The sequence below is a fragment of the Salinarimonas sp. genome (genome assembly GCF_046292825.1).
Taxonomy (GTDB): domain Bacteria; phylum Pseudomonadota; class Alphaproteobacteria; order Rhizobiales; family Beijerinckiaceae; genus Salinarimonas.
In genome coordinates this window covers 1-24162 of record NZ_JBKBQG010000003.1, presented here as the reverse complement: position 1 = coordinate 24162, position 24162 = coordinate 1, and the positions used below count along the sequence as shown (strand labels likewise).

Annotated in this window: 22 protein-coding genes; 6 read left to right on the top strand and 16 right to left on the bottom strand. The window is 70.8% G+C overall.

The window, feature by feature from the left end; genetic code table 11:
- Positions 1-92 precede the first annotated feature (92 nt).
- Entirely contained in the window at positions 93-1121 is a 1029-nt protein-coding gene (locus tag ACK4UM_RS02650) for a TadE/TadG family type IV pilus assembly protein (RefSeq protein ID WP_409795231.1), read from the top strand.
- A gap of 13 nt (positions 1122-1134) precedes the next feature.
- Here ACK4UM_RS02650 and ptsN read toward each other — a convergent pair whose 3' ends face one another.
- The 10 genes from ptsN to ACK4UM_RS02600 all read right to left on the bottom strand — a co-directional run bounded on the left by ptsN (position 1135) and on the right by ACK4UM_RS02600 (position 11558).
- Complete coding sequence (gene ptsN / locus ACK4UM_RS02645) at positions 1135-1599, bottom strand: PTS IIA-like nitrogen regulatory protein PtsN (RefSeq protein WP_409795228.1); 465 nt, start codon at positions 1597-1599, stop codon at positions 1135-1137.
- Positions 1600-1672: 73 nt separating this feature from the next.
- Positions 1673-2257, bottom strand: a complete 585-nt coding sequence (hpf, locus tag ACK4UM_RS02640) for a ribosome hibernation-promoting factor, HPF/YfiA family (protein ID WP_409795225.1) — start codon at positions 2255-2257, stop codon at positions 1673-1675.
- Between the two features lie 98 nt (positions 2258-2355).
- Entirely contained in the window at positions 2356-3876 is a 1521-nt protein-coding gene (rpoN, locus tag ACK4UM_RS02635) for an RNA polymerase factor sigma-54 (protein ID WP_409795222.1), read from the bottom strand.
- Between the two features lie 174 nt (positions 3877-4050).
- Complete coding sequence (locus ACK4UM_RS02630; RefSeq protein WP_409795219.1) at positions 4051-5166, bottom strand: M48 family metallopeptidase; 1116 nt, start codon at positions 5164-5166, stop codon at positions 4051-4053.
- A 77-nt stretch (positions 5167-5243) separates the two neighbouring features.
- The gene (locus ACK4UM_RS02625) at positions 5244-5870 is read right to left on the bottom strand and encodes a YdcF family protein (protein ID WP_409795216.1); all 627 of its coding nucleotides are present in this window, start codon (positions 5868-5870) and stop codon (positions 5244-5246) included.
- Positions 5867-7438 carry a sulfatase-like hydrolase/transferase gene (locus ACK4UM_RS02620; RefSeq protein WP_409795214.1) on the bottom strand — a complete coding sequence of 524 codons (1572 nt, stop codon included), beginning with the start codon at positions 7436-7438 and terminating at the stop codon, positions 5867-5869. Before ACK4UM_RS02620 ends, ACK4UM_RS02625 begins: the two co-directional genes overlap by 4 nt.
- Positions 7435-9228 carry a carbamoyltransferase gene (locus tag ACK4UM_RS02615; RefSeq protein WP_409795211.1) on the bottom strand — a complete coding sequence of 598 codons (1794 nt, stop codon included), beginning with the start codon at positions 9226-9228 and terminating at the stop codon, positions 7435-7437. Before ACK4UM_RS02615 ends, ACK4UM_RS02620 begins: the two co-directional genes overlap by 4 nt.
- Positions 9225-9998 (bottom strand): PIG-L deacetylase family protein, encoded by a 774-nt coding sequence (locus ACK4UM_RS02610; RefSeq protein ID WP_409795208.1) that lies wholly within the window; start codon positions 9996-9998, stop codon positions 9225-9227. The genes ACK4UM_RS02615 and ACK4UM_RS02610 overlap by 4 nt, the downstream gene beginning before the upstream one ends.
- Positions 9995-10897 carry an NTP transferase domain-containing protein gene (locus tag ACK4UM_RS02605; protein ID WP_409795205.1) on the bottom strand — a complete coding sequence of 301 codons (903 nt, stop codon included), beginning with the start codon at positions 10895-10897 and terminating at the stop codon, positions 9995-9997. Before ACK4UM_RS02605 ends, ACK4UM_RS02610 begins: the two co-directional genes overlap by 4 nt.
- A 103-nt stretch (positions 10898-11000) precedes the next feature.
- Positions 11001-11558 (bottom strand): LemA family protein, encoded by a 558-nt coding sequence (locus tag ACK4UM_RS02600; protein ID WP_409795203.1) that lies wholly within the window; start codon positions 11556-11558, stop codon positions 11001-11003.
- A 134-nt stretch (positions 11559-11692) separates the two neighbouring features.
- On the opposite strand from ACK4UM_RS02600, the gene grxC reads away from it, so the two are divergent.
- The 4 genes from grxC (at position 11693) to ACK4UM_RS02580 (ending at position 14692) form a co-directional block, all read left to right on the top strand.
- Entirely contained in the window at positions 11693-11962 is a 270-nt protein-coding gene (gene grxC / locus ACK4UM_RS02595) for a glutaredoxin 3 (protein ID WP_409795200.1), read from the top strand.
- Positions 11959-12834 carry a carbon-nitrogen hydrolase family protein gene (locus tag ACK4UM_RS02590; RefSeq protein ID WP_409795197.1) on the top strand — a complete coding sequence of 292 codons (876 nt, stop codon included), beginning with the start codon at positions 11959-11961 and terminating at the stop codon, positions 12832-12834. Before grxC ends, ACK4UM_RS02590 begins: the two co-directional genes overlap by 4 nt.
- Positions 12835-12869: 35 nt before the next feature.
- The gene (locus ACK4UM_RS02585) at positions 12870-13349 is read left to right on the top strand and encodes a DUF1178 family protein (RefSeq protein ID WP_409795194.1); all 480 of its coding nucleotides are present in this window, start codon (positions 12870-12872) and stop codon (positions 13347-13349) included.
- A gap of 281 nt (positions 13350-13630) precedes the next feature.
- Positions 13631-14692, top strand: coding sequence for an AI-2E family transporter (locus ACK4UM_RS02580; RefSeq protein WP_409795191.1), 1062 nt, complete (start codon positions 13631-13633; stop codon positions 14690-14692).
- 27 nt (positions 14693-14719) lie between these two features.
- Here ACK4UM_RS02580 and ACK4UM_RS02575 read toward each other — a convergent pair whose 3' ends face one another.
- The 4 genes from ACK4UM_RS02575 to ACK4UM_RS02560 all read right to left on the bottom strand — a co-directional run bounded on the left by ACK4UM_RS02575 (position 14720) and on the right by ACK4UM_RS02560 (position 19390).
- A complete protein-coding gene (locus ACK4UM_RS02575; RefSeq protein ID WP_409795189.1) occupies positions 14720-16357 on the bottom strand; it encodes an ABC1 kinase family protein in 1638 nt (545 codons plus the stop codon).
- A 127-nt stretch (positions 16358-16484) separates the two neighbouring features.
- On the bottom strand, positions 16485-17321 hold the full coding sequence (locus ACK4UM_RS02570; protein WP_409795186.1) for an outer membrane protein: 837 nt from the start codon (positions 17319-17321) through the stop codon (positions 16485-16487).
- Positions 17322-17630: 309 nt separating this feature from the next.
- The gene (locus tag ACK4UM_RS02565) at positions 17631-18767 is read right to left on the bottom strand and encodes an anhydro-N-acetylmuramic acid kinase (RefSeq protein ID WP_409795184.1); all 1137 of its coding nucleotides are present in this window, start codon (positions 18765-18767) and stop codon (positions 17631-17633) included.
- 68 nt (positions 18768-18835) lie between these two features.
- Positions 18836-19390, bottom strand: a complete 555-nt coding sequence (locus ACK4UM_RS02560) for a helix-turn-helix domain-containing protein (protein ID WP_409795181.1) — start codon at positions 19388-19390, stop codon at positions 18836-18838.
- Between the two features lie 384 nt (positions 19391-19774).
- Between ACK4UM_RS02560 and gluQRS the strand changes: the two genes are divergently transcribed.
- Complete coding sequence (gene gluQRS, locus ACK4UM_RS02555) at positions 19775-20647, top strand: tRNA glutamyl-Q(34) synthetase GluQRS (protein ID WP_409795178.1); 873 nt, start codon at positions 19775-19777, stop codon at positions 20645-20647.
- Here gluQRS and ACK4UM_RS02550 read toward each other — a convergent pair.
- Positions 20629-21543: an AEC family transporter gene (locus ACK4UM_RS02550; RefSeq protein ID WP_409795175.1), complete on the bottom strand. Its 915-nt coding sequence runs from the start codon at positions 21541-21543 to the stop codon at positions 20629-20631. The two genes, gluQRS and ACK4UM_RS02550, sit on opposite strands and share 19 nt — an antisense overlap.
- 6 nt (positions 21544-21549) lie before the next feature.
- Positions 21550-23664 carry a M23 family metallopeptidase gene (locus tag ACK4UM_RS02545; RefSeq protein WP_409795172.1) on the bottom strand — a complete coding sequence of 705 codons (2115 nt, stop codon included), beginning with the start codon at positions 23662-23664 and terminating at the stop codon, positions 21550-21552.
- Positions 23665-24162: the final 498 nt, after the last annotated feature.

The window sequence follows — 24162 nt, the reverse complement described above, 5'->3', positions numbered from 1 at the left end:
CGCCGGTTCCGTGTCCCGTTCCGGGACACGGCGCCTGGCATGCCGTTCGCTCGAATGCGCGTCGAATTCGCTTCGAATCGTGGAGGCTCTCTATGCGGATCGTTCGGCGTCTCATGGCGGACCGCTCCGGCGTCACGGCCGTGATCTTCGGCCTCGCCGCCGTCCCGCTCGTGGCGCTCGTCGGCGCGGCGGTCGACTATTCGCGCGCGACGGGGGCCCAGACCGCCATCCAGCGCGCGGCGGACGCGACGGCGCTGAGGCTCGCGCGCGATTCGCGGCTGGGCGTGCCGCTCCCCGACCCGGTCGCTCTCGTGGCGGACCTGCACGGCGTCGCCGGGCTGGAGGGTCTGCGCGTGGTCGGCCGGCCGGAGGGCGTCGGGCGTTACCGCGTCGAGGTCGAGGGACGGATCCCCACCACGATCGGCGCCCTCCTCGTGCCGGCGATGGAGATCGGCGTCACCGCTGTCGCCGTCGCCCGCCAGCCGCGCGTGCGCACGTTCATCGAGACGGCCAACCTCGATCCGGAGGCGGACGACTACAACGAGCTGCGCGCCTATTGCTTCGATCCGAGGCGCAACGAGCGCAACGGCCCGCTCGTGCCCGACCACCTCGCCACCGCCGAGGACGAGCGGATGGACTTCGTGAAGATCTCCGACAACACGCCCGAGGGCGTCGCCCGGGCGCCGCAGCGGCTCGTGATCGAATGCCTCTCGCACGAGACGGTCAGCTTCCAGCTCGTCAACATCCGCGACGCCCGCAGGAGCGAGGCGGCGCGCCTCACGAATCCACGCTGGGAGCACTTCACCGACACGACGATCGTCGACGGCGTCGAACGCTACAACACGCGCTACCGGGACCTGATCGAATCGATCCTGTGCGAGACCCGCGAGGCCTGCCGTCCGCGCGCCCAGGGCGGGATCCTGCCGAACAACAACGAGAAGCACCGCACCCCCGCCGTCAACGCCCGCGCCTGCGTCGCGGGCCAGTATCTCTACCTCGGCTGGGAGGACCGCCCGCCGCATATCGGAGATTGGACGGACCAGGATTACGACGACATCCGCCTCGTGATGAGCTGCCCCCTGCGGGAGGAAGGCGCGATCGCGGTGCGGCTCGTGCGGTGAGAGGCGAGGCGCCTCACGCCGCGGCGGGGGCCGAGTTCTCGGTGAGCACCGCGTAGATCGCGTCGGCGTCGTGGGCGGCGCGGACGCGGTCGAGGATGCCGGGCTGGCGCAGGACGCGGGCGACCCGGGCGAGCGCCTTGAGGTGGTCCGCGCCGGCGCCCTCGGGGGCGAGCAGCAGGAACAGAACGTCGACGGGCATGCCGTCGATCGCGTCGAAATCGATCGGCTTCTCGAGCCGCGCCACGAAGCCGAACAGCCGATCGAGCTTGGCGAGCTTGCCGTGCGGGATGGCGATGCCCTCGCCGACGCCGGTCGAGCCGAGACGCTCGCGCTGGAGCAGCGTCTCGAAGATCTCGTGCGCGTCGAGCCCGGTCAGCTTCGCGGCCTGCCCGGCGAGCTCCTGGAGCGCCTGCTTCTTGCCCTGCACCCTCAAGGAGGGCGCGACGGCATCGGGTGAGAGGAGTTCGACGAGGGGCATCGGACCATGTGCTCGCGCAGCTGATGAACGGACCGCGACGCGGGACCGGCCGTGCGGCCCGCCTCGCGGCGCGTCAGGACGACGCCTCGGGGCTCGGATCGATCCAGCCGATGGCGCCGTCGTGGCGGCGATATACGACGTTCACGCGTCCGGTGCCAGCGTGCAGGAAGACGAGCGCCGCCGAGCCCGAGAGATCGAGCTCGAGCACCGCCTCCGAGACGGAGCGGCGATGCAGCTTGCGGGTGGTCTCCGCGATGACGACGGGGTGATAGGCCTCGTCCGCCGCCTCCGTCTCCTCCGGCTCCTCGGCCGGCGATTCGATGATCGCGTAGGCGGCCTCGACCGCGCGGCCGTTGCCCTCGGCGCCGTAATCGCGCAGACGCCGCTTGTGCCGACGCAGGCGCTTCTCGATGCGGTGGGCGGCCTGGTCGAAGGCGGCGGGCGCGTCGTGCGCGAGGCCCGTCGATTCGAGCGTCACGCCGGTCGCGAGGTGCAGGACGCAATCGGCACGGTAGCCGGAGCCCTCGCGCTCGATCGTGACGTGCCCCGTGACGGCGCCGTCGAAATATTTGGACAGAGCCGCGTCGACCCGCCCCTGCACCTGGCTGCGCAGGGCCTCGCCGATGTCCATGTTCTTGCCGGAGATCCGAAGCGTCATTCCTTCCCCCTTGGGGCCGGCTCGTGGCCGGACCGCGTCTATCGTCCACAGAGGTAAGGGCTGATCCCCCGCCTCGTCAACGAAAGCTCGCCCGCGCCTCAACCGCCCTTCTCCCGGCGGCGCTCGATCGAGGAGGGAATGCGCAGCGATTCCCGGTACTTGGCCACCGTGCGCCGGGCGATGTCGATCCCCTCGCCGCGCAGGATGCGCACGAGCTGATCGTCGGACAGGACGGATTTGGGAGATTCGGCATCGACGAGCTGGCGGATGCGGTGGCGCACCGCTTCCGAGGAATGCTGGTCGCCGCCCGTCCCCGAGATCGCGGCCGTGAAGAAGTACTTCATCTCGAACACGCCCCGGCTCGTGCCGATCGACTTGTTCGCGGTGACGCGCGAGACGGTCGATTCGTGCATCCCGATCGCGTCCGCCACCGTCTTCAGGTTCAGGGGCCGCAGATGGGTGACGCCGTGCGCGAAGAAGCCGTCCTGGAGGCGCACGATCTCGCTCGCCACCTTGAGGATCGTCTTCGCGCGCTGATCGAGCGAGCGGGTGAGCCAATTGGCCGTCTGCAGGCAATCGGAGACGAAGGCGCGCTCCTCTTCCGTGCGCGCGGCGCGCGCGACGCGGGAATAGTAGGTCTGGTTCATCAGGACGCGCGGCAGCGTGTCGGGGTTGAGATCGACGTGCCAGGATCCGTCGGCGGCGGGGCGCACGAAGACGTCCGGCACGAGCACCTCGACCGGCCCGCCGCCGAAGGCGCGTCCGGGTTTGGGCTCGAGCGCGCGGATCTCCGCGATCATCTCGGCGAGGTCCTCCTCGTCGACGCCCGCGAGGCGGCGCAGCGCCGCGAGGTCGCGCTTGGCGAGGAGGTCGAGACGGGTGAGCAACGCGCGCATCGCCGGGTCGAGGCGGTCGCGCTCGGCGAGCTGGATCGCAAGGCATTCGGCGAGATCGCGCGCGCCGACGCCGCTCGGGTCGAAGGTCTGGACCACCCGCAGCACCCGCTCGACCTCCGCTTCCTCGGCGTCGAGCCGCTCGGCGATCGCCGCGAGGCTCTCGGAGAGGTAGCCCGCCTCGTCGATCGCGTCGATGAGGAAGCGGCCGATCAGCCGCGCCCGCGGATCGACGATCGCGAGGTCGAGCTGGGCGGCGAGGTGCTCGTGCAGGCTCGCCTCGCGGGTGAGGCTCGCGGCGAAATCGGGCTCCTCGCCGTCGAAGGAGCCGCCGCTCCCAGCCCCGCTCCAGACCGGCGAGAGGGCGAGCCGGTCGCCCTCCGCGAAGGCCTGCGCCTCGATGCCGGGACCGACGCCCGCGCCGTCCGGGGAAAACACGTTCTCGAGCGAGGTGTCGAGCCGCGCCTCGATCTCGGAGCGCTCGGGCGCGAGGCTCTCGCCCGCCCAATCGCCGGCGAGCGCCGCCTCCGGCTCGGGCGCCGGCGCCTCGCGCACGCCCTCCGCCTCCTCGACGCGCTCGAGCAGCGGATTGCGCTCGAGTTCGGCATCGACATAGGCGACGAGATCGAGATGGGAGAGCTGCAGGAGCTTGATCGCCTGCAGGAGCTGCGGCGTCATCACCAGGGACTGGCCCTGGCGCAGCTCCATGCGTTGCGACAGACTCATGCGCGGCCCCCCGCCCGCTCCGGCGCATGGCTGCGCGGCACGGATTTTGCTTCGAACTCCCCGTGTTCTAGCAGAGCGATCCGCGAGCCGTCAAAGCATCCGATGCGACGCCCGCGCCGATCGCCGCGCGCTGTTGCGCAGACGCTACGGCAAGCAGCGGCGGTGCGCGAGCGGCTACCCCCAGGGCCCGCGCGGAGAGGCGTCCTCGCCGGGTGCCGAGCCGTCGCCGAGTTCGGCGGGTGGCGGCTGCGGGGCGAGCGCCTCGGGCGGGGGCATCCGCCCGCCGGCATTGCGCACGAGCGCCTCGACCCGCGATTCGATCGTGGGATGGGTGGAGAGAAGCGCCGTGAAGCCCACCCGCGGGTTCTCGACGCACATCTCCATCACGGTCGCGGGCGCGCGCTCGATGTCGGCGCGGCCGCGGATCTTGAGAAGGGCGGAGATCATCGCGTCGGGGTTCTTGGTCAGCTCGACCGCGCCCGCATCGGCGAGATACTCGCGCGAGCGCGACAGAGCGAGCTTGATGCCGATCGAGAGCGCCCAGGCGACGAGCACGATGGCGATCGCAACGAGGATCGCGATCACGGCCGCGCCGCCCCCGCCCCCGCGCCCGCCGCCGCCGCGACCGCCGACGCGGGCGCCCCCCAATCCGCCCCCCATCCCCATCCGCCCGCCGCGGATCGCGCCGAAGCGCAGCGAGCGGAAGACGATCTCGCCGACGAAGCTGATCACGCCCACGACGACGACCGCGATCATCATCAGGCGGACGTCCTCGTTGCGGATATGGGTGAGCTCGTGGGCCATGACCGCTTCGATCTCGGCATCGTCCAGGGCGGCGACGAGCCCGCTCGTGAGCGTGACGGCGTATTGCTTCTGCGTGATGCCGCTCGCAAAGGCGTTGAGCGCGTCGCTCTGCACGATCTTCAGCCGCGGCGTCGGCATGCCGCGGGAGATGCAGAGATTCTCGAGCATCCGGTAGAGGCGCGGATCGTCCTCGCGCGAGATCGCGCGCGCGCCGGTCACCGCATCGACCACCCGCGCGTTGATCGCGAGCGAGAGCGCGACCCAGGTCGCGGTGCCGACCACGAGGCCGGGCGCGACGAACAGGAGGCTGTCGAGCGCCGCCCACGCGATCACGTCGAAGGGCGCGTCCTCGAGCTCCCCGGCCGCGGCGATCACGAGCGCGATGGCGTAGGCGACGGCGAAGACGAGCAGGAACAGCCCGACGATCAGGAGGCCCGATCGCCAGCGATTGGCGCGAATGTGGGAGTAGAGCCCGAAGACCTGCATCGCCGATCGAACGTCGCCTCCGGGCGGCCGCCGGATCTGCCGCCCTCCGGTCGAGAAACATGGTTCGCGGGCTCGCGTCAACCGAGAGAAGCGGACGAGGGCTCCCAATCGACGATGAAGCCGCGTGCCTTGTAAGGCTCGATCTTGCGCCATTCGGACACGACGCGGTGGCGAAAGGCGTCGTCCTCGCGCCAGCGGGCACGCGGCGTCGGGAAATAGTTCACCGGCACGAGCAGCTTCTCGACTTCGGGCCAATGCCGATGAAGCGTCATCGGATAGCGGCGGGAGGTGCAGATCTTGCCCAGGCAGGCGACGCGTCGAATGCTCGCGCGGCCCAGGACGCGATCGATGATCGGCAAGGAGAACAGGACGTTCTCGCCGGTGTTCGTCGCCCGGTGCTCCTCGAGGATGAGCGCGCTGGGAATGCCCGCCTCCACCATGCCGCGCTTGAGCACGGTGCACTCCGTCTCGCTCATCCCCCATGTGGGACCGCCGCTCACGAGGGCGTACCGGAACAGGTGTGCCGACCAGAGCATGGAGATCGTCGCAAGGAACTCGGGCACGCCTTCTCGGGTGCCGAAGACGAGCAGCAGATCCGCCGGCTCGAGGCGGGTGCGGATCAAGTGCTGCTCGTCTATGCGTGCGAGCTCGTCCGCGGAGGGCTCGTCGGCGATCGCCGACCTGCGTGTCCCGTCGTCGCTCATCGACGGTTCTCCCGGAGATGCGCGGCGCGGTCGCGCGCGATGTCGATCAGCCGTCGAAAGCCCGGGTCGCGCTCGCAGATCGCATGCAGATTTCGCGTCTCGTGCGGATCGGCGACGAGATCGAAAGCATGGATCACGTGCGACTCTCCCCAGTCCCGGCCCGGCGTGTCGAGATAAACGATCTTTCGGCGTTCGTCGCGCACGCAGATCTTGATCGGCTTGAACTGCGGCAGGCAGGTCCCCGGCAGCGCATGCTCGGCGATCACGTGATCGCGCCCGAAACGCCGCGCGAGAGCTTGCGAGGCGGCCTCGGGACCGAGCCGATCGCGATCGGCCGCGGCCTCCAGGATGGAGCCGACATCGAGCGTCGAGACCAGCTCGTGGACCGCCCCCGGCTCGATTCCGGGGCCAGTCACGACGAGGGGAACGTGCAGGAGCTCCTCCCAGAAGTTCAGATGGTCGCTGACCCCATGATGCGCTCCGTAGAACCACCGCTCCGGGGCATGGGTACCATGGTCGGCCGTGAGCGCGACGACGGTTCGCTCGCAGAGCCCTTCCGAGCCGAGAAAGGCCAGGAAATCGCCGATCGCGCGATCGGTATGCGCCAGTGTCCGCGGGTCGGCTCGTTCCGCCTGCCCCGGCCAGTCCTGATCGCGGCGCCCGAACGGCGTGACCTCGTCGAGATTCGCGCGGAAACGGCGATCGAGGTCGCTGGTCGGCCTCATGCCGGCAAGATCGGGCGTGATGTTCCCGTGTACGTCGGTGAGATGAACCCACAGAAAGAACGGCTCGTCGGAGCAGGACATCGTCCGGACGAGTTCGCGCGCGTCGGCGAACGGAGCCTCGGCGTCGGGATAGTGCGGAGCGATTCGCAGGCCGGCGAGGGCGTTCCCGATGAAGGGCGTGCCGGCCAGGATCGCCCGGGCATGACCGCAGGGATCTTGCCGCCAGCGCCCGAGCGCCTCCTCCATCGAGGCGGCGATCTCGTCGAAGCGCCAATTGTCGATCTGCGGCCACGGGCGAGCACCTGCGGCGAGACGGTTCGACCGGTCGCGCGCGTAGTGGGCACAACCTTCGTAGAACGCGCCGAGCTTCTCCGCGAGCGCGCGCGTCGCCACGTCCTCCGGGTAGGTGCCTGCCCGCACGCGTGCGGCGAGATGGTCCACGTCGTTGCGGGCGACACCGTTCGCATGCCACGCGAAGTCCTGGAACTCGACGTAATCGTCGAACCCGCGGGCATAGCCGTAGCAGCGGCTCGTGTAGAAGTCCGTGGTTACGCCGGCGGTTCGATAGCCCCGCCTCTTGAGGCGCTCGGCCAGGGTCTCCCCGTCCGAGCGCGCGAGGCCGAGATGGTAGCCACCCTCGTCGAGGGGAAGCCGCATCCCGATCGGCCCCGGCATCGCGAATTGCGTGGGGTAGGCCACCGCGAAAGCCCTCGTGAAGGTGACGCCCGCGGCCGCCATCCGGTCCATCACCGGCGTGGGGCTCGCGTGCAGAGGCGTCGGCGCGCCGACGAGGCGTGCGCCCATGGCATCGACGGAAATCAGGACGATGTTGCGCAGCGTCATGTCGAGGCTCCGTCGAGGGCTGCCAATCTCGCCGCCTGCTCGGGCCGCTTGACGACGATCGTGTCGCCCAACACGAGGATGTCGAGCGCGCTCGAGAAGAACGTGCGCACCGCGTCGCGCGCCGTGGCCACGATCGGTTCGCCGGAGAGGTTGAACGAGGTGTTGAGGAGCACGGGCGTTCCGGTCCTCTCGCCGAAGGCCTCGAGGAGCTTGTGGAACCGCGGGAGGTGCTCTCGATCGACGAGTTGCACCCGCACCGTCCCGTCCACGTGGACGACCGCAGGGGCTGCGGAGCGCATCGCCTCCGTCGCGTCGAATGCCATGACCATGAACGGCGAGTCGCGCCAGCGCGCAAGATACATATCCGCGGCCTCTCTCGGCAAGGACGGGCAGAACGGCCGCCAGGGCTCGCGATACTTCACGGCTCGGTTCACGCGCTCTCGCGCGTCGACGCCGACGGGGCTCGCGAGGATGCTGCGCTGGCCGAGAGCCCGCGGGCCGGCTTCGAACCGGCCCTGCACCCACCCGACGAGCGCACCTTGCGCGAGCATTCCCGCGACGATGTCCTCGAGGTTCTTCGGTCTATGGGTGAGGAGGCCGCATTCGCGCACGAGCGTATCGATCTCCTGCGCCTCGACCGCGACGCCGAGCGCGAGCGTCGGCAGCGGCTCTGGCCATCTTCCGCCCTGGTCGAAGCACGCGGCGAGGGCCGCGCCGACCGGTGCGCCGCCGTCGCCGCAAAGCGGATTGCAGAACAGATCCCGCACGCCGGGAGCATCGTAGACGCGCCGGTTCATCTTGATGTTGAGGCCGACGCCTCCTCCGATGCAGACGCGATCGAGCCCGGTCTCCTGCAGAGCCCATCCCACCAGGGTCAGCACTGCATCCTCGACCAGAGCCTGCGCCGTAGCCGCGAGCGACGCGTGCCAGGTCTCGACCTCTTCGTGGGCGTGTCGCGGGGGACGCCCGAGAAGATCGACGAGCGCATCGGTGAACCGATCCGACCAGGTGTGCGCACCCCAATGGATGTATCGTCCGTCGACTGCGTAGTCGGGATCGGCAGGCGAGCCCGGCGTCAGGACGTTGAGGAGGCGCTCCCGCAGCTCGGCATCCGGTTTCGCATAGGACGCGAGCCCCATGACCTTGTACTCGCCGTCATAGGCTTCGAAGCCCAGATATTCCGTGATCGCCGCGTAGAACCAGCCCAACGAATGCGGCATGAGGATGCGACGGATGGGACGCAGCTCTCGGCCCCTGCATTCCCAGACGACCGTGCATTCGTCGTCCCCCGATCCGTCGATGGTGAGCGCGACCGCATCCTCGAAACCAGACAGCGCGTAGGAATGGAATGCGTGAGCATAGTGATGGCCCATGGAGACGACCCGGGCCTTCAACGGCTTGGCGAGGGTTCGACGCCAGTGCCGGGCGAGCGTGTCGACATAGGCCGCGCGATCGTAGCGCGCGATATTGCGTCGCTGCCAAGCGAGGGTGCCTCCATCCAAGGGATAGCGGCTCCGCATCGCAGCGTAATGCGCCTCGATGGCCCCCGAGCCGAAGCGGTCGAGATCCCAGTTCACGGCGACGACGTCGACCTCGTCCGGGTCGACGCCCGCATCCGCGAGCGCCCAGCGCAACGCGCGCGTCGGAAAGCGCCCCGGCGCGTGCTTGATGCGCGTGAAGCGTTCCTCCTCGGCGAATCTCGAAACCCGTCCATCGCGGATCAGCGCGACGGAGGGGTCGATGTCCGAGTGGATGGAGACCACGGTGAGTGGCTTTTCGTGCGCGTTCATCGTGCTGCTCCTCCTGCTGCGAGCACCTGAACCTGGTCGTCCGGCCCGGCCGGCGCAGCGAGGCCGATGCCGTGCGACGCGCGTGCGCCGATCGGCTGGAGGAGCCCACGCAGCCGGGTGAGGGTCGCGATCAGCGACGGCGCCCCGAGCTGGATCGTCACGTCGAAGGCCTCGACGGGCCGGGAGAGGTGCGGCGCGATCTGCTCGCCCAACTCCTCGTCGAAGCGCGATACCTCGTCCGGGCGGATTCGCCCGCATGCGATCTGCGAGGCATGCCGGTCGATCGCAATCGCTTTCGCATCCTCGCACTCCACAGGCCGGATCAGCCTCGGCTGGAAGTCCGACGGAAGAAACGAGTAGCGGATCGGCATACCCAAGATCGTCTTGCCTCGGAAGGTCGAGAGGACGAGGTCGTAGGCCGCGCGATGGTCTTGGTGGGAGTCGCTCCGGGTGTGTGTCACGACCACGTCCGGATCGCAGCCGAGCGCCGTGAGGGCACCGCGCAGATAGGACACCGTGCTGCTGGTGACGCGGAGGTCTCCGTCTGGGAAGGGCGCCTCGAGAATGCGGTCCGGAGCGACCCCCAAGTGCCGGAGCGCCGCCTTCGCCTCGGCCGAGCGGCGCGCCGCCGAAGAGGGGTCGCGCTCGCGCGTCAGGATCGCGACGTGAACGTCCAGTTCGGCCGCGCACGCGGCACGGGCGAGGTCGCCCGCACCGATCTCTATGTCGTCCGGGTGAGCACCCACGAAGAGCAGCGAGAGGGGGCTCATGACTGCATCTCCCGAGCGAGAGGCGCGACGTCGGCTTTCGCGCGCACCGCGTCGATGATCGCATTCGCCCGGGCGAGGTCCTCCGGGAAGTCGATCTCGACGCAGTCGAAATGAGTCAGGTCGGTGACGCCCACCATGACGGTCGTGCAGATCGCCTCGATCGCACGCTCGAAGTAATCGGTCGGCCTGCAACGCTCGAGCGCGCCCTTGAGCATCGTCAGCTCGTCACGTCCGAGTCGATTGAGCCCCACGGCCTCGCCCTCCGCCGCGAGGACGCTCTTGGACAAGGCCGTCACCCGGCCCCCATGCGACGCGAACTTCACCTCCTCCTCGCCCGTGGGCCCGTAGCGGACGCCGATCGAGGTGCCGGGGGCCTCCATGGTGCGGCGCACGGCGTCCGCGTGACAGAAGACGTCGCCGTTGATCATGACCACGTCGTCGTCGATGTCGGCGAGGGCGATCGCGAGGCTGCGCGCGGTGTTCGTCGCCGGAAAATCGGTGTTGAGAACGATATGGCAGCCGGTTGCCGCCGCCGCTACCGCCTCGGCTCGGAAGCCGGCGACGACGGTGATGGGCGCATCGCCGGCGGCGGCGCGGAACGCTCGGAGATGGCGCTTCATGAGCGAGACGCCGTCGGAGAGCTCCACGAGGACCTTCGGCATGCCCAGACCGAGCCGGCTTCCATTGCCGGCAGCGAGAACCACGAAGTGCATAGGATCCTCCCTGTAATCTTTGATTGCTTTTCTGCCGTTGCGCTCTCGTCCCACGGGCGAACGGGCGTTCGCGCGCAGTTGCTTGCGCGTGTCGACGACGCGGATGTGTCGGTGAATAACGCTCTGCCTGTTCGGGACAGCAACCTGCAGGGACGAGGCCCCTTCAGGCGCGGACCCGTAGCTCACTAATCAACTATGCGTAGTTTTGATCCGCACGAAAGGGGTTGTCAATCCCTTTTCGAATTACCCTATGGTAGCGGCTCTGCTAACGAGCGCAATTTCCGTAAGGTCAGAACTTCACTTGCGGCGCCGTCGACATCTGCGTGCGACGGGTGTCGCCGATGTCGAAGAACTCGCGCCGGAAGAAGCCGAGCGAGCGCGCGAACAGGACCGCCGGAAAGCTCTCGATGGCGGAATTGTATTCCTGCACCGCGTTGTTGAAGAAGCGCCGCGCGGCGGCGAGCTTGTCCTCGACGTTGGCGAGCTCGCGCTGCAGGCCGAGGAAGTTCTGGTTGGCCTTGAGGTCCGGATAGGCTTCCGCGAGCGCGAACAGGCGTCCGAGCGCGCCTGTCAGCACGGTCTCCGCCGCCGCCGCCTCGCCCGGCCCGCGCGCCTGCGTCGCCTGGTTGCGGGCCGAGATCACGGCGTCGAGTGTCTCGCGCTCGTGGGCGGCATAGCCCTTCACCGTCTCGACGAGATTGGGCACGAGATCGTGGCGCTGATGCAGCTGCACGTCGATATCGGCATAGGCCTGATCGGTGCGCTGACGCATCGCCACGAGACCGTTGTAGGTCACGATGCCCCAGATCGCGACCAGCGCGACGATGCCGAGGATGATCCATTCCATGGCGGCCCCCTTCGTTTCGGGCCACGCTTCTACACGACTTCCCCGGCGAAATCACCCGGTGCGCGCGCCCCCCGTGACATTGGGGCCGGCGACGCCATATCCTGTCGATCGCCCGCCCTCAGAGAAGGTGTCCGATGGCCGCCGTCGAGATCTATCTGCGATCCTGGTGCCCCTATTGCATCGCCGCCCGCCGCCTGCTCGACGCGCGCGGCGCCGCCTACGACGTGATCGACATCGAGCGCGAGCCCGCGCGGCGCGACGAGATGATCGCGCGCGCCGGCGGCCGCACGACCGTGCCGCAGATCTTCGTGGGGCAGACGCATGTCGGCGGCTACGACGATCTCTCGGCGCTCGACGGCCGCGGCGGCCTCATTCCGCTGATCGAGCAGGCGAGCGCGTCGTGAGCGCGCGCGACGCCGAGGGGAGCATCCGCGTCGCGCTCGTGCAGATGCGCTCGGGACGCGACCCGGCCGCCAATCGCGACGAGGCGGTCGCGCGCGTCCGCGAGGCGGCCGCGCTCGGCGCCGCCTACGTCCAGACGCCGGAGATGACGGCCCTCCTCGAGCGCGACAAGGCCGCCCTGTTCGACAAGATCCGCGACTTCGATGCCGACGAGACGATCGCGGCTTTGCGCGAGACCGCGCGGGAGACGGGGACGATCGTCCATATCGGCTCGCTCGCCGTGCGCGAGGGCGACAAGGTGGCGAACCGCGCCGTGCTCGTCGGGCCCGACGGGGAGATCAGCGCGACCTACGACAAGCTGCACATGTTCGACGTCGACCTGCCGAACGGCGAGACCTGGCGCGAATCGGCGACGTTCGTCGCGGGCGCCGAGGCGGTGCTCGCGCACACGCCGATCGGGGCGATCGGCCTCTCGATCTGCTACGACATCCGCTTTCCCTATCTCTACCGCGCCTATGCGGAAGCCGGCGCGCGGATCCTCGCCGCGCCGGCCGCCTTCACGCGCCAGACCGGCGAGGCGCATTGGCAGGTGCTGCAGCGGGCGCGCGCGATCGAGACGGGATGCTTCGTCCTCTCCGCGGCCCAGGGCGGGCGCCACGAGGACGGCCGCGAGACCTACGGCCATTCGATCATCGTCGATCCCTGGGGCGTCGTCCTGGCGGAGGGCGGCACCGAGCCCGGGCTCGTGACGGCGCAGATCGATCTCTCCGCCGTCGATCGCGCCCGTTCGCGCATCCCGAGCCTCGTCCACACGCGTGCCGTGCGGCTCGCCCAGTCGGGCGGCTTGCCGGACGCGCGACGCGACGCCATGTGAGGAAACGGGTAAGAGGTGCCGGATAGGCTCGCGTCATGATCAGGTATGCGCTCGCCTGCGCGGTCGGGCATTCCTTCGAGAGCTGGTTCTCATCGAGCGAGGATTTCGACGCTCAGGCGGCGAGAGGCCTCGTGACCTGTCCCTATTGCGGCACGGCGAAGGTGGCAAAGCAGATCATGGCCCCCTCGGTCGCGCGCCGCGACCGCGAGCCCGAGCCCGCCCAAGCGACCGCTCCGGCGCCCGCCCTCCCCGTCCCGGCCGCGGCCGCACCCGTCGCGCTCGTGACGCAGGCCGACGAGCAGATGCGCGAGGCGATCCGCCAGCTGCGCGCCTTCGTCTCCGCCAATGCCGAGGACGTCGGCCGCTCCTTCGCCGAGGAGGCGCGCCGCATCCACGACGGCGAGGCGCCCGAGCGCTTCATCATGGGCGAGGCGACCGGCGAGGAGGTCGCCGAGCTCCTCGACGACGGCATCCCGATCCAGCCGCTCCCGGTTCTGCCCGACGATCGCAACTGAGGGGAGCATCCCTCCCCGTAGGGGAGGGTGGACCCTGGAGCGCAGCGACAGGGGCCGGGTGGGGCCCGTGGCGTCGAGATATCACGTCATGCGTCGTGCCCCACCCGACCTCGTTCGCCTTCGGCTCCGAGGCCACCCTCCCCTACGGGGAGGGAAGTCCCCTCCCCTCGCCCTCCCCTCCCCCTCCCCACGCCCCGCGCGAGCCCGTTCCGGAACCTTCGGCCTCGCGCCCCCCTTGAAGAGAGCGTTTCGCGGGCGTGCCGGGCGAGGAGGGGACGGATTTGGACGACGGTTCGCCGAAAGCGGGGGACGCGCGCCCCATCCGGTTCGTCACCGAGGCCCGCCTCCTCCTCGTCCTCGGGCTCGGTCTCGTGCTGTGGCTCGTCGGCGAGGTACTGCTCGTCGTCTTCGCGGGGATCCTCTTCGCGATCGCGCTCGATGCCTTGGCGATGCTCCTCTCCGAGCGGACCCGGCTTCCCCGCCGCTGGTCGCTCGTCGTGGTGGCGCTCGGCCTCCTCGCGGGCATCGTCGGCGCGAGCGCCTGGCTCCTGCCGACGATCGCCGAGCAGATCCGGGACGTCTGGCGCGAGTTCGGGAGCGTTCTCGCCCGCCTCGAGCGGTTCGCCATCGATCGCCTGCGGCTCGACGAGCTCATCGCCGACGGCATGAACGGCGACGCCAATGCCGTGGGCGGTTTCGCGCGCGACGTGGCCGGCCACGTCGCCACCGTCTCGGTGACGCTCGCCGCGGCGGTCACGGCGTTCTTCGTGATCGTCGCGCTCGGGATCTTCGTCGCGGCCGCGCCCGATCTCTATCGCGAGGGGCTCGTCAAGTTCGTGCCGCGCCATCGCCGCGCGCGGGCGCGGGAGGTGCTCGCGACGCTCGGCTTCGCCCTGCGCTGGTGGCTGATCGGGCAATTGGCCTCGATGCTGATCCTCGGCGTCGTGATGTCCTTCGGGCTGTGGCTTCTCGGCGTGCGCCTCTGGCTCGGGCTCGGCGTGCTGACGGGCCTCTTCACCTTCGTGCCCGTGATCGGGCCGCTCGTCGCCGGGGTGCCCGTCGTGCTCCTCGGCTTCGCGGAGGGCGTTCAGACCGGCATCGCGGTGCTCGTGTTCTACCTGATCGTGCAGAACCTCGAGGGCTACGTGCTCACGCCGATGATCCAGCACAAGGCGGTGCACATTCCGCCCGCCGTCCTGATCACGACGGGCGTCCTGATGACGGTCCTCTTCGGCGTCCCCGGCCTGATCCTCGCCGCGCCGCTGACGGCGGCCGGGCTCGTCCTCGTCAAGCAGCTCTATTTCGAGGACGTGCTCGGAGAGGAGAACCAGGTCGAGCGCTGACGGCGTCTCGGTCGCGCCTCGCCCGGCTCAGCGCAGGAAGCGATCGCCCGCAAGCCAGAGCACGCCGACGATCACGACCGCGAGGCCCGCGAGGGCGGCGGCCGGCACCTCCCTGATCGTCGGCCCGCTCTCCATCAGAGTCGGCGAGATGCCGAGCGCGAAGGCGGCGATGACGATGGCGATCGCGATCCGCGCGGCCGCCCGCTCGATGCGTTTCGTCGCGTCCTCGGTGCCCGAGAGCCGGATGTCGACGGAGAGCCGGCCCCGGCGCAGCCGGTTGAGCAGGAGCTTGACGAGAGAGGGCGCGTCCTCCAGCACGCCGCCGAGCTCGATCGCCATCCCCTCCGCCCGTCGCCGCAGCGCGCGCGGCGCGATCCGCCCGCGCATCGCCTCGAGGACGAGGGGTTTGGCGACGTCGATCGCGTCGAAGGTCGGATCGAGCCGCTTCATCACGCCGTCGGCGGTGGCGAGCGCCTTGAACAGGAGGACGAGATCGGAGGGAAGCGTGAGCCGGCACTCGCGCGCCATCGCCATCAGGTCCCCGACCGCGCGGGCGAGATCGAGGCTGCCGGAGCCGTGGCGGGCGATGAAGGCATCGGTCGCCGCATCGAGCGATCCGAGGTCGAGATCGCCGTCGAGCGACCAGTCCACGAGCACCGAAGAGAGCGCCGCCCCGTCCCCGCGCACGACCGCCCGCACGAAGCGCAGGAGCTGCCCGCGCCTCTTGTCGCCGACGCGCCCGACCGAGCCGAGATCGATGAAGCCGACGCGGTTGCCCGCCATCGCCAGGAGATTGCCCGGGTGGGGATCGGCATGGAACAGCCCGTCGACGAGCACCATGCGCAGGAAGGCGTCGGCGCCGCGGCGCGCGATGAGGCGCCCGTCGAGCCCCGCCGCCTCGATCCTCCCGTCGCGGGCGGGGCGGATGCCCTCGACGAAGCCCTGGACGAGCACCCGCTCGGTCGAGAGCTCCCAATGGACCTGGGGGAAGACGACGGTCTCGTCCCCCTCGAAATTGGCCGCGAGCGCCTCGCAATTGCGGCCCTCCACCGCGAGGTCGAGTTCCTCGCGCAAGGCGCCGGCGAGATGGCGGACGATCTCGCGGGGGCGAAAGCGCGCGATCTCGGGGGAGCGCCGCTCGACCTCGGCGGCGGCATGGGCGAGGAGCCGCAGATCCGCGTCGATCGTCCGCTTGATGCCCGGCCGCAGCGCCTTGACGACGACGAGCGTGCCGTCCTTCAGCCGGGCGCGGTGGACCTGCGCGATCGAGCCGGCCGCGAGCGGCGTGCGGTCGAATTGCGCGAAGACCTCCATCGGATCGGCGCCGAGATCCTCGGCGATGCGCGGGCCGATCGTCTCCCAGGAGACCGGCGGCACGTCGGCCTGGAGGCGCTCGAGCGCGCTCGTCCAGTCCGGCGGCAGGAGGTCGCCGCGGGTCGAGAGGATCTGGCCGAGCTTCACGAAGACGGGGCCGAGGCTCTCGAGCGCGCGGCGCGTGCGCTCGGGCATCGGCAGATCGGGCGCGGCAGTACCGCCGAGCCCGCGCGGGAGAGCACCGAGCCCGAGCCGCTGCACGAGCGTCCCGAGCCCCATCCGCGCGAGCACGGCCAGGATCTCCTGGAGCCGCTTGCGGTCGCGGCTCGCGGCGAGGAACGTCGTCAGCATCCTGTCTTCTGCGGCCGGAGGGACGGGAGGTCTTCTCCGAGCGAATGCGCGCGTGTGCGGTCGCGTTCCCACGCGCGAACGACGGGGCCCGGCGGTCGCCGGCCCCGTCGCTTTCGTGGACGGCCGATCAGAACTTGTAGTTCAGCCGCAGACGGACGAGGCCGAACTCGATATCGTCGCTGCGGCTGCGATCGCCGACGGTGCCGACCGGCTGGGGAGCGCCGCCGGGCGGAGTGTAGGTCCCGGCGAAGCCCGTCGTGCGCGTGCCGCGGTCGATGTTCACGTAGAGACCTTCGAGACCGACGATCAGGTTGTCGGTGAAGGCGTAGTCGACGCCCGCGCCGACGGTCCAGCCCCATTCGATGTTGCGCTCGCGGAAGAAGCCGTTGTCGCCGGGGAACTCGGTGCGGGTCGCCGGACCGCGCGCATAGGCGGCGCCGCCGGTGGCGTAGACGAGGAAGCGGTCGAAGGCGATGCCGCCGCGCAGGCGGACGGTGCCGAACCAGTCGATGCCGGTCGTGCCGCGGAAGGCCGGCTCGAAGGTGCCCTCCCCCGCGCCCGGAAAGGCGCCGGTGAGCGTGGCGTTGCGCCCGTCGCGCTCGCGCAGGCGCAGCGCCTGGATGTCCGCCTCGGCGCCGATCACCCACTGACCGAACTGATAATTGTAGCCGATCTGCCCGCCGCCGACGAAGGCCGCGTCGTCGATGTTGTCGCCGTAGGTGACGGTGCCCTGGAACGCGTCGCCGGGACCGAAGGGCTGCGTCTGGAACGACCGCTGCCGATCGCCGCGCACGTTGAAGCCGACGCCCGCGTTCACGCCGGCATAGAAGCCGGTCCAGGTGAAGACCGGCGGGAGCGGCGCCGCGAAGGGCTCGGGCGCGATGGTCCGGGCGGGCAGGTCGGCCGCGAGCGCGCCGCCGCAGAACGCGACCAGAGCGGCGGTGGAGAGCGCGGTTCTCTTCATCGAAGGCACCTCGTTGGCTGGTGTTTGCGAGGCGACAACGCAGATGCGGCGGCAAATCGTGTTGCAGCAAAGTCACGGCTGCGAAGACGTGCGGCAAAGCTTCGGCGGATCGACGGCGCGCGCCTTTCGACATCGCCGCGAGAGCGATCCCGGCCGGCTCCTCTCCTTCCCGGTCAAGGCCGAGCTTCGAGCGGTGTCGCGCAAGGACTATCCGCTCCGCGCGAGCCGCCGCCCGCCGCGCGCTCGACAGGCCGCGGCCGGGTCGGCGAAGGAAACGACGATCGGCGGGAACGCCCGCGCCTCGGGCGGTCAGGGAGAGGATCGCGCCGGCGCCGGGCGCAGCACCCCGCCGGTCGTGGGCGCCGGCACGCCGGTCGTTCCGGGGAAGCCGATCGGAAGCCCGCGCAGGGAGCGCACGGCGAGGAAGGCGAAGCATTCCGCCTCGATCGCGTCGCCGCGCAAGCCGAGCGCGTCCGCCCCCTCGACCGCGACGCCCGCCCGCTCGGCGATGAAGCGCAGGAGCGTCGGGTTGTGCCGCCCGCCGCCGCAGACGACGAGGCGCCGCGGCCGCGTAGGCAGCCGGTCGAGCGCGTGCGAGACGGCGCAGGCGGTGAACGCCGTCAGCGTCGCCGCCCCGTCCTCGAGCGACAGCCCGTCCGCCATCGCGGCGGGAAAAGCGAAGCGATCGAGCGATTTCGGGTAGGGCGCCGCGAGATAGGGGTGCTCGACGAGACGCGCGAGCCGGTCCTCGTCGACGCGCCCGCGCGCGGCGAGAACGCCGTCGCGATCCATCGGGCCGCCGCCATGCGCGCGCACGAAATCGTTGATCGGAGCGTTGGCCGGCCCCGTGTCGAAGGCGTGCAGCGCGCCCGATCCGTCCCGCCAGGTCAGGTTGGCGACGCCGCCCAGATTGAGGATCGCCGTCTCCGTCCCCGCGCCGATGCGATCGAGGAGCGCGGCGTGGTAGATCGGCGCGAGCGGCGCGCCCTGGCCGCCGTGGCGCATGTCGCTCGAGCGGAAATCGTGCACCACGTCGATGCCGGTGATCGCCGCCATCAGCGCGCCGTCCCCGAGCTGGCGCGTGGCGCCGAGCCGGCCCGGCTGCGGCGCCCGGTGGAGCACGGTCTGGCCGTGGAAGCCGACGACGCGCACCTGCGCCGCCGGGATCCGCTCACGGGCGAGGAAATCGACCACCGCCTGCGCCTGCGCACGGCTCAGCGCCGTCTCCGCCTGCGCGAAGATCGCCGGATCGGGCCCCTCGAAATTCCAGGCGCGCGCCGCCTCGACCGCCGCGGCGATGACATCGCGCACGCTCGCCTCGTAGGGCGCGAGGGCGAAGGGACCGAACTCGGCGATGGTCTCCCCGTCCGTCCGCAGCGCCGCGATGTCGATATTGCCGTCGAGCACCGTGCCGGTCATCAGACCGATCGACCAGACCGGCTCCATCGCCGTCCTCCCGAGACCCGGCGCCCGCGGCGCCCCGCCCGAGAGCTAGCCCGAATCGCCCGCACCTGTCACCCGCCGGAGCTGGGGTGGGGACGATCGGAAGCGCCGAGCGAGGCGGCCGAGGCCGGCCGCGCATCGGCTTCCATCAGGCGCGCGATGCCTTCCGGGTCGCGCGCGATGGCTTGCAGGAACCGGAGCGCGGCGAGGTCGGGGGTCCGCCCGCCCCGGGCGCGCTCCCAATGGCGCACCGTGTCGATGTCGAGGCCGTAGCGGAGCGCGAATTGCTCACGGGTCAGCCCGAGCGCGCCACGCAGATCGCGTACGTCGACGGGATCCGCGGGCCGCACCTGCGTCGCGGCGAACCCGGCGGCTTCGAGCTCGCCGCAGAGCGCGGGGAGGCTCTCGATCAGCGGCACGCTCAGAACGGCGCTCGCCTGCACGTCCAAGCTCTCGATCGCGCGCTTGGCCTTCGTCAGCGGCACGCCGCGCCGCGCGAGCGCGCCGGCCGCGGCGACCGACCGCACGTCACGACGGCCGCGGCGCAGGACGATGGTCGCGGGCGAACCGGATTCGACCAGGGCGACGCCCTGGACCGGCCCCAGTCGTTCGAGTCGCTCCCTCAACGACGATCCCATCGTAGTCCATCCTTTCCATCACCGCCCGCGCGATCACGCGAAGTCCGGCGACCCCGAGCCCGTTCGGTCCGAGCGTCTCGTCGTCCACATGGAGGCCGATCACACGAAGGGTCCTCCCCTGGTCCTCCTCGACCAACTCGGCCATGCAAGCGAGCGATCCGATCGGCGTCGAGATACGGACGATGACGACGGCTCCCGAATCTGCCTCCGTGATCTCGAATTCGACCTCGCTCGTCGTGAACGGCACATCCGGACTCCGCCACTCCCGCGGTAAAAGATGGTCCATTGGACCACCAGCGTCAAGGCAGGCCTCCACCCCGCCCCGCGAATCCGCTAGCCTCTCCCGCGACCCGAGAGGAGCGCGCCCGCATCGTGACCCGCCCCGTCTTCCGCTTCGCGCCGAGCCCGAACGGCCGCCTGCATCTCGGCCACGCCTTCTCCGCGCTCGAGAACGAGCGGCTCGCGCGCGCGCTCGGCGGGCGGCTCCTCCTGCGCATCGAGGACATCGACACGACCCGCTGCCGCCCCGAGCACGAGGCCGCGATCCGCGACGACCTCGCCTGGCTCGGCATTCCCTTCGAGGCGGAGGTCTGGCGGCAATCCGAGCGCTTTGCCGTCTACGAGGCGGAGGCCGAGCGGCTGCGCGCGCGCGGGCTCCTCTATCCCTGCGCCTGCACCCGCGCCGAGATCGCCGCGGCGATCGCCGAGCGCGAGGCCCGCACGGGCGTCCCCCATCCCCGCGATCCCGACGGCGCGTTGCTCTATCCCGGCACCTGCCGCGCGCGCGCCTCCTCAGAGGTCCTCGCCGAGGGCCGCCCGATCGCCTGGCGTCTCGACATGGCCCGCGCGCTCGCCGAAGCGCCGGGCCCTCATGCCTATCTGCGCTTTCACGAGACGGGGGCGACGACCCGCGTGCCCACCGATCCCGCCCGCTGGGGCGATGCGGTGATCGTGCGCAAGGAGATCCCGACGAGCTACCACCTCTCCGTCGTCGTCGACGACGCGGCCCAAGGCGTGACCCATGTCGTGCGCGGGCGCGATCTCGAGGCCGCGACCGATCTCCACGTTCTCCTCCAGCGCCTGCTCGGCCTGCCGAGCCCCCTCTACCACCACCACGCGCTGCTGCGCGACGAGGCGGGCGAGAAGCTCGCAAAGAGCGCCGGCGCGCCTCCCCTCGCCGATCTGCGCGCGCGGGGAATCACGCCGTCGGACCTTCGCGCGCGCCTCTATCCGGAAACCACGTAGAGCCACATGGCCATCGTCGCGACCGCGAGCGCCGTCGACAGGGCCACCGCCGAGGAGGCGAGCGCCACGCCCGTCTTGTAGCTCTGCGCCAGGATGTAGGCGTTGATGCCCGACGGGCAGGCGGCGAACATGACCGCGACCGGCACCCATTCGCGCGGTACGGGGAAGACGAGGGTCGCGAGGAGGAATACCAGGAGCGGGTGCGCGAGGAGCTTGAGCGCGGCGATCGTCGCCGGCAGCGCCACGCCCGCCGAGAGCCCGTAGCGATGCAGCGAGACGCCCATCGCGACGAGCGCGCCCGGCGCGGCGGCGGCCGCGAGCATGTCGACCATCTGCCAGGCGGGCCCGGGGATCGCGCCCGCGAAGGGCCGCGCGGCGGCGCCGGCGGCGATGCCGAGGATGATCGGATGCGTCGCGAGCTTGCGCGCGATGGAGAGCGCCGACGCGTTGCGGCCCTCCACCAGGATCGTCGCCGCGCTCATCGTGATCGGCAGGTGGATGGCGATGAGCAGGAACATCGGCACCGCCGCGGCCTCGCCGAAGGCCTGGAGGATCAGGGGCACGCCGATCAGCACCGTGTTCGCCTGCCCCGCCGAGAAGCCGGCGACGACGGTCTCGATCCCGACCGTGCCGAAGGCGTGGCGCGCGACCAGGCTCGCGACCGTCCACACGATCGCGAGCGCGATGAAATACGACGCCCAATAGCCCCACGGCTCGGCGAGCGGCAGGTCCCCGCGCGCCAGCGTCCGGAAGATCAGGCACGGCAGCGCGATCGAGAACACGAAGCGCGAGAGCCCGTTGCCGGCCCGGTCGTCGAGCACCCGCAGCCGGCGCGCGAGGAAGCCCACGCCGACGAGGCCGAAGATCGGCACGACGATCAGGAGGGCTGCGAGCATGCGGGACTAGTCGGCGATGGTCTGCGCGAGCCGGGCGGGACCGCCGGCGCGATCCATCAGCTGGTCGGTCTGCTCGCGTTGGCGCATGAACTCGGCGAGCTCGCGGCCGTCGAGCTCGCGCGAGCGCGGCACGCGGATCTTCAACGGATCGACGAAACGGCCGTTGACCAGCACTTCGTAATGCAGGTGCGGACCCGTCGAGAGGCCGGTATTGCCGAGGAAGCCGATCACCTGCCCCTGCGTGACTTTCGCGCCCGGCTCGATGCCCGGCGCGAAGCGGGAGAGGTGCGAATAGGTGGTGACGTAGCCGTTGGCGTGCTGGATCTCGATGCGATTGCCGTAGCCGCCGTCCCACGAGGACTTGAGGATGGTGCCGTTGCCGGCCGCGAAGATCGGCGTGCCGATGCGGTTCGACCAGTCGACGCCGGTATGCATGCGGGCATAGCGCAGGATCGGGTGGCGGCGCATGCCGAAGCCCGACGTCATGCGCCCGTCCGCGATCGGCTTGCGCAGGAGGAATTTCTTGAGCGAACGCCCGTCCGGGTCGAAGAAGTCGATGCTGCCGTCGCTCGGGTCGACGAATCGGTAGACGCGCCGCGTCTCGCCGCCGACGGTGAGCGCCGCCGAGAGCACCTCCTTGGGCGCGCCGTCGTCGTAATGGGTGTAGAACAGGTCCATCGCGTCGCCGGGCTGGACGCGGCGCTGGAAATCGACGTCGTAGGCGAAGACCCGCACCAGATCCTCGACCGTCTCGCGCGTGAGGCCGTTCTTGAGCCCGGTCTCGAACAGGCTCTCGTAGAGGCGCGCGCCGCCCTCCCCTTCGGGCTCGACCGCCGCGATCCGGGCGTCGCCGTCCTGGCCGAGATCCTCCGGCGGAGCGACGGCGACGATGACCCCCTGGTCGGAGGCGGCGGCGATCGCCTCGATTCCGTCCGCGCCGTAGAGAACCACGCGCAGGATGCGGCGCGGATCGCCGGGCCGGGCCGGCGGCTCGGTGAGGAGCCGCAGCGATTGGCCGGGCGGCAGCTTCGCGACCCCCTCCTCGCCCCCGAGCGCGGCGACGACGCCGGCGATGTCGGCCGCGCTCGCGCCTTCGGCGGCGAGGAGCTCGACGAGCGTCTGCTCGCGCCCGAGCGCGAGAGCGACCTCCTCGCCGGATGCCTCGATCTCGGCCGGGTCGCGCTTGGCGAGGGTCGAGACGTTCTCGGGGATGACCCGCACCTCGATCGAATCGAAGCTGTCGGCGCGCACGGCGGCATAGGCGGAGAGCGCGCCGACCGGCGGCGCCTGGCCGACGGTGCGCGTCAGGAGCGCCTGGGCGGGGAGCGGAATGCCGGGCCGGCGGCCGGCGGCGGCGAGGAGGCGTCGCTCTTCGTGAACCTGGGCGAGCGCGTCGGCATCCGACAAAGCCGGGGCGGAGCGCCCGAGCGCCACCGCGTCGAGCCCCCGCCGCACGAAGGTGACGTCGGCGCTCGCGGCGTCCGGCGTCGCGGCGGCGGCCGCGATCGCGAGCGCTTCGTCCGAGTCCGAGCCGAGATAGCGCAGGGGGTTGAAGGCCGGGATGCCGACCGCGTGGACGCCGGTCGTCAGGGAGAGGCCCGTCGCGAGGCGCGTGAAGCTCTGCATGCGCACGATCTCGCGCTCGCCGTCGCGATGGGCCATCGGGGCGCGGAAGGTGTGGCTCGCGGTCACGGTGAAGGCGGTGCGCACCAGCCGATCGCCCCGCGACACCACCCGGCGCGGCCCGATCTCGGGTCCGACGGCTCCCGCCGCGAGACGCTCGGGCGGGGCGACGACGGCGGTGGAGCCCTCGACCGCGACGACGATCGCGGCTCCGATGAGCGCCGCGCCGGTCACGCCGGTCAGCACGCCGCCGACGAGCCAGCGCCAGCTCACGCGCCGGGGCGCGAGCGCCGCGAGGCTGCCCGACGGGTCGAGCGGCGGCTCGAGGCCGCAGGCCGAGACGCCGCGGGCGCGCGCGCCGCCGCCGAGCGTCGCACGGCCCGGGCTGCGCGAGCCGTCGGCGCGCGGCACGGCTTGCGCCGCAGCGCCATCGCGCGCGAGCGCCTGCGCGTCGTCGACGGGTTCGCCCTCTCGAGGGTGGGGAAAGCCTGCGTTCATCGCTCCGGTTCGTGCTCGCTGTCGGCGTATGCGGCCTCGGCCGGGGAGGCAAGCCGCGTCGCGCCCTGCGCGCCGCTCCTGCGAGCATGCCCCCCCGCGGCGGGAAAGGCAAATCGCTCGGGCGGCGTGGCGCCCTTACAAGGGGGCGTTCGTGTCCGGATTGAGGCATCCGGCGGCGGTGCGTGCGAGGCGGGTCGGGGCGCGGAAAAAATCGTCGGGGCGGTCCGAAAGTCGTTGACAGGGGGGAGGAGCGCGGTTAGAAGAGCGCCATCGACGCCGGGCGCTGGTGCGCCGCGGCGGTTTCGCTTCCTCTGGAACGCGTCGCTAGGCCGACTGGCTCACCGCCAGGCGATCGACGCTTTTCGAGGCTCTTGCGAGACACGCTCTTTGACATTGTCGAGAAGGAAGAAGGAGAAGCGTGGGCGGCCTTTCGTCCTTGCGGGTTCTTCTGGTGCGGCTTTCGGGTCGTGTTGGATGAGCCGTGAGATGAAAGGCGAT

Excerpts from the sequence above, each read along its gene's own strand:
- hpf (WP_409795225.1), bottom strand. The coding sequence starts at position 2,257 with ATGACGCTTCGGATCTCCGGCAAGAACATGGACATCGGCGAGGCCCTG.
- ACK4UM_RS02610 (WP_409795208.1), bottom strand. The coding sequence starts at position 9,998 with ATGAGCCCCCTCTCGCTGCTCTTCGTGGGTGCTCACCCGGACGACATA.
- ACK4UM_RS02565 (WP_409795184.1), bottom strand. The coding sequence starts at position 18,767 with ATGGAGCCGGTCTGGTCGATCGGTCTGATGACCGGCACGGTGCTCGAC.
- ACK4UM_RS02650 (WP_409795231.1), top strand. The coding sequence starts at position 93 with ATGCGGATCGTTCGGCGTCTCATGGCGGACCGCTCCGGCGTCACGGCC.
- ACK4UM_RS02630 (WP_409795219.1), bottom strand. The coding sequence starts at position 5,166 with ATGCAGGTCTTCGGGCTCTACTCCCACATTCGCGCCAATCGCTGGCGA.
- rpoN (WP_409795222.1), bottom strand. The coding sequence starts at position 3,876 with ATGAGTCTGTCGCAACGCATGGAGCTGCGCCAGGGCCAGTCCCTGGTG.
- ACK4UM_RS02620 (WP_409795214.1), bottom strand. The coding sequence starts at position 7,438 with ATGACGCTGCGCAACATCGTCCTGATTTCCGTCGATGCCATGGGCGCA.
- ACK4UM_RS02600 (WP_409795203.1), bottom strand. The coding sequence starts at position 11,558 with ATGGAATGGATCATCCTCGGCATCGTCGCGCTGGTCGCGATCTGGGGC.
- ACK4UM_RS02615 (WP_409795211.1), bottom strand. The coding sequence starts at position 9,228 with ATGAACGCGCACGAAAAGCCACTCACCGTGGTCTCCATCCACTCGGAC.
- ACK4UM_RS02545 (WP_409795172.1), bottom strand. The coding sequence starts at position 23,664 with ATGAACGCAGGCTTTCCCCACCCTCGAGAGGGCGAACCCGTCGACGAC.
- ACK4UM_RS02625 (WP_409795216.1), bottom strand. The coding sequence starts at position 5,870 with ATGAGCGACGACGGGACACGCAGGTCGGCGATCGCCGACGAGCCCTCC.
- ACK4UM_RS02585 (WP_409795194.1), top strand. The coding sequence starts at position 12,870 with ATGATCAGGTATGCGCTCGCCTGCGCGGTCGGGCATTCCTTCGAGAGC.
- ACK4UM_RS02550 (WP_409795175.1), bottom strand. The coding sequence starts at position 21,543 with ATGCTCGCAGCCCTCCTGATCGTCGTGCCGATCTTCGGCCTCGTCGGC.
- ACK4UM_RS02570 (WP_409795186.1), bottom strand. The coding sequence starts at position 17,321 with ATGAAGAGAACCGCGCTCTCCACCGCCGCTCTGGTCGCGTTCTGCGGC.
- ptsN (WP_409795228.1), bottom strand. The coding sequence starts at position 1,599 with ATGCCCCTCGTCGAACTCCTCTCACCCGATGCCGTCGCGCCCTCCTTG.
- ACK4UM_RS02575 (WP_409795189.1), bottom strand. The coding sequence starts at position 16,357 with ATGCTGACGACGTTCCTCGCCGCGAGCCGCGACCGCAAGCGGCTCCAG.
- grxC (WP_409795200.1), top strand. The coding sequence starts at position 11,693 with ATGGCCGCCGTCGAGATCTATCTGCGATCCTGGTGCCCCTATTGCATC.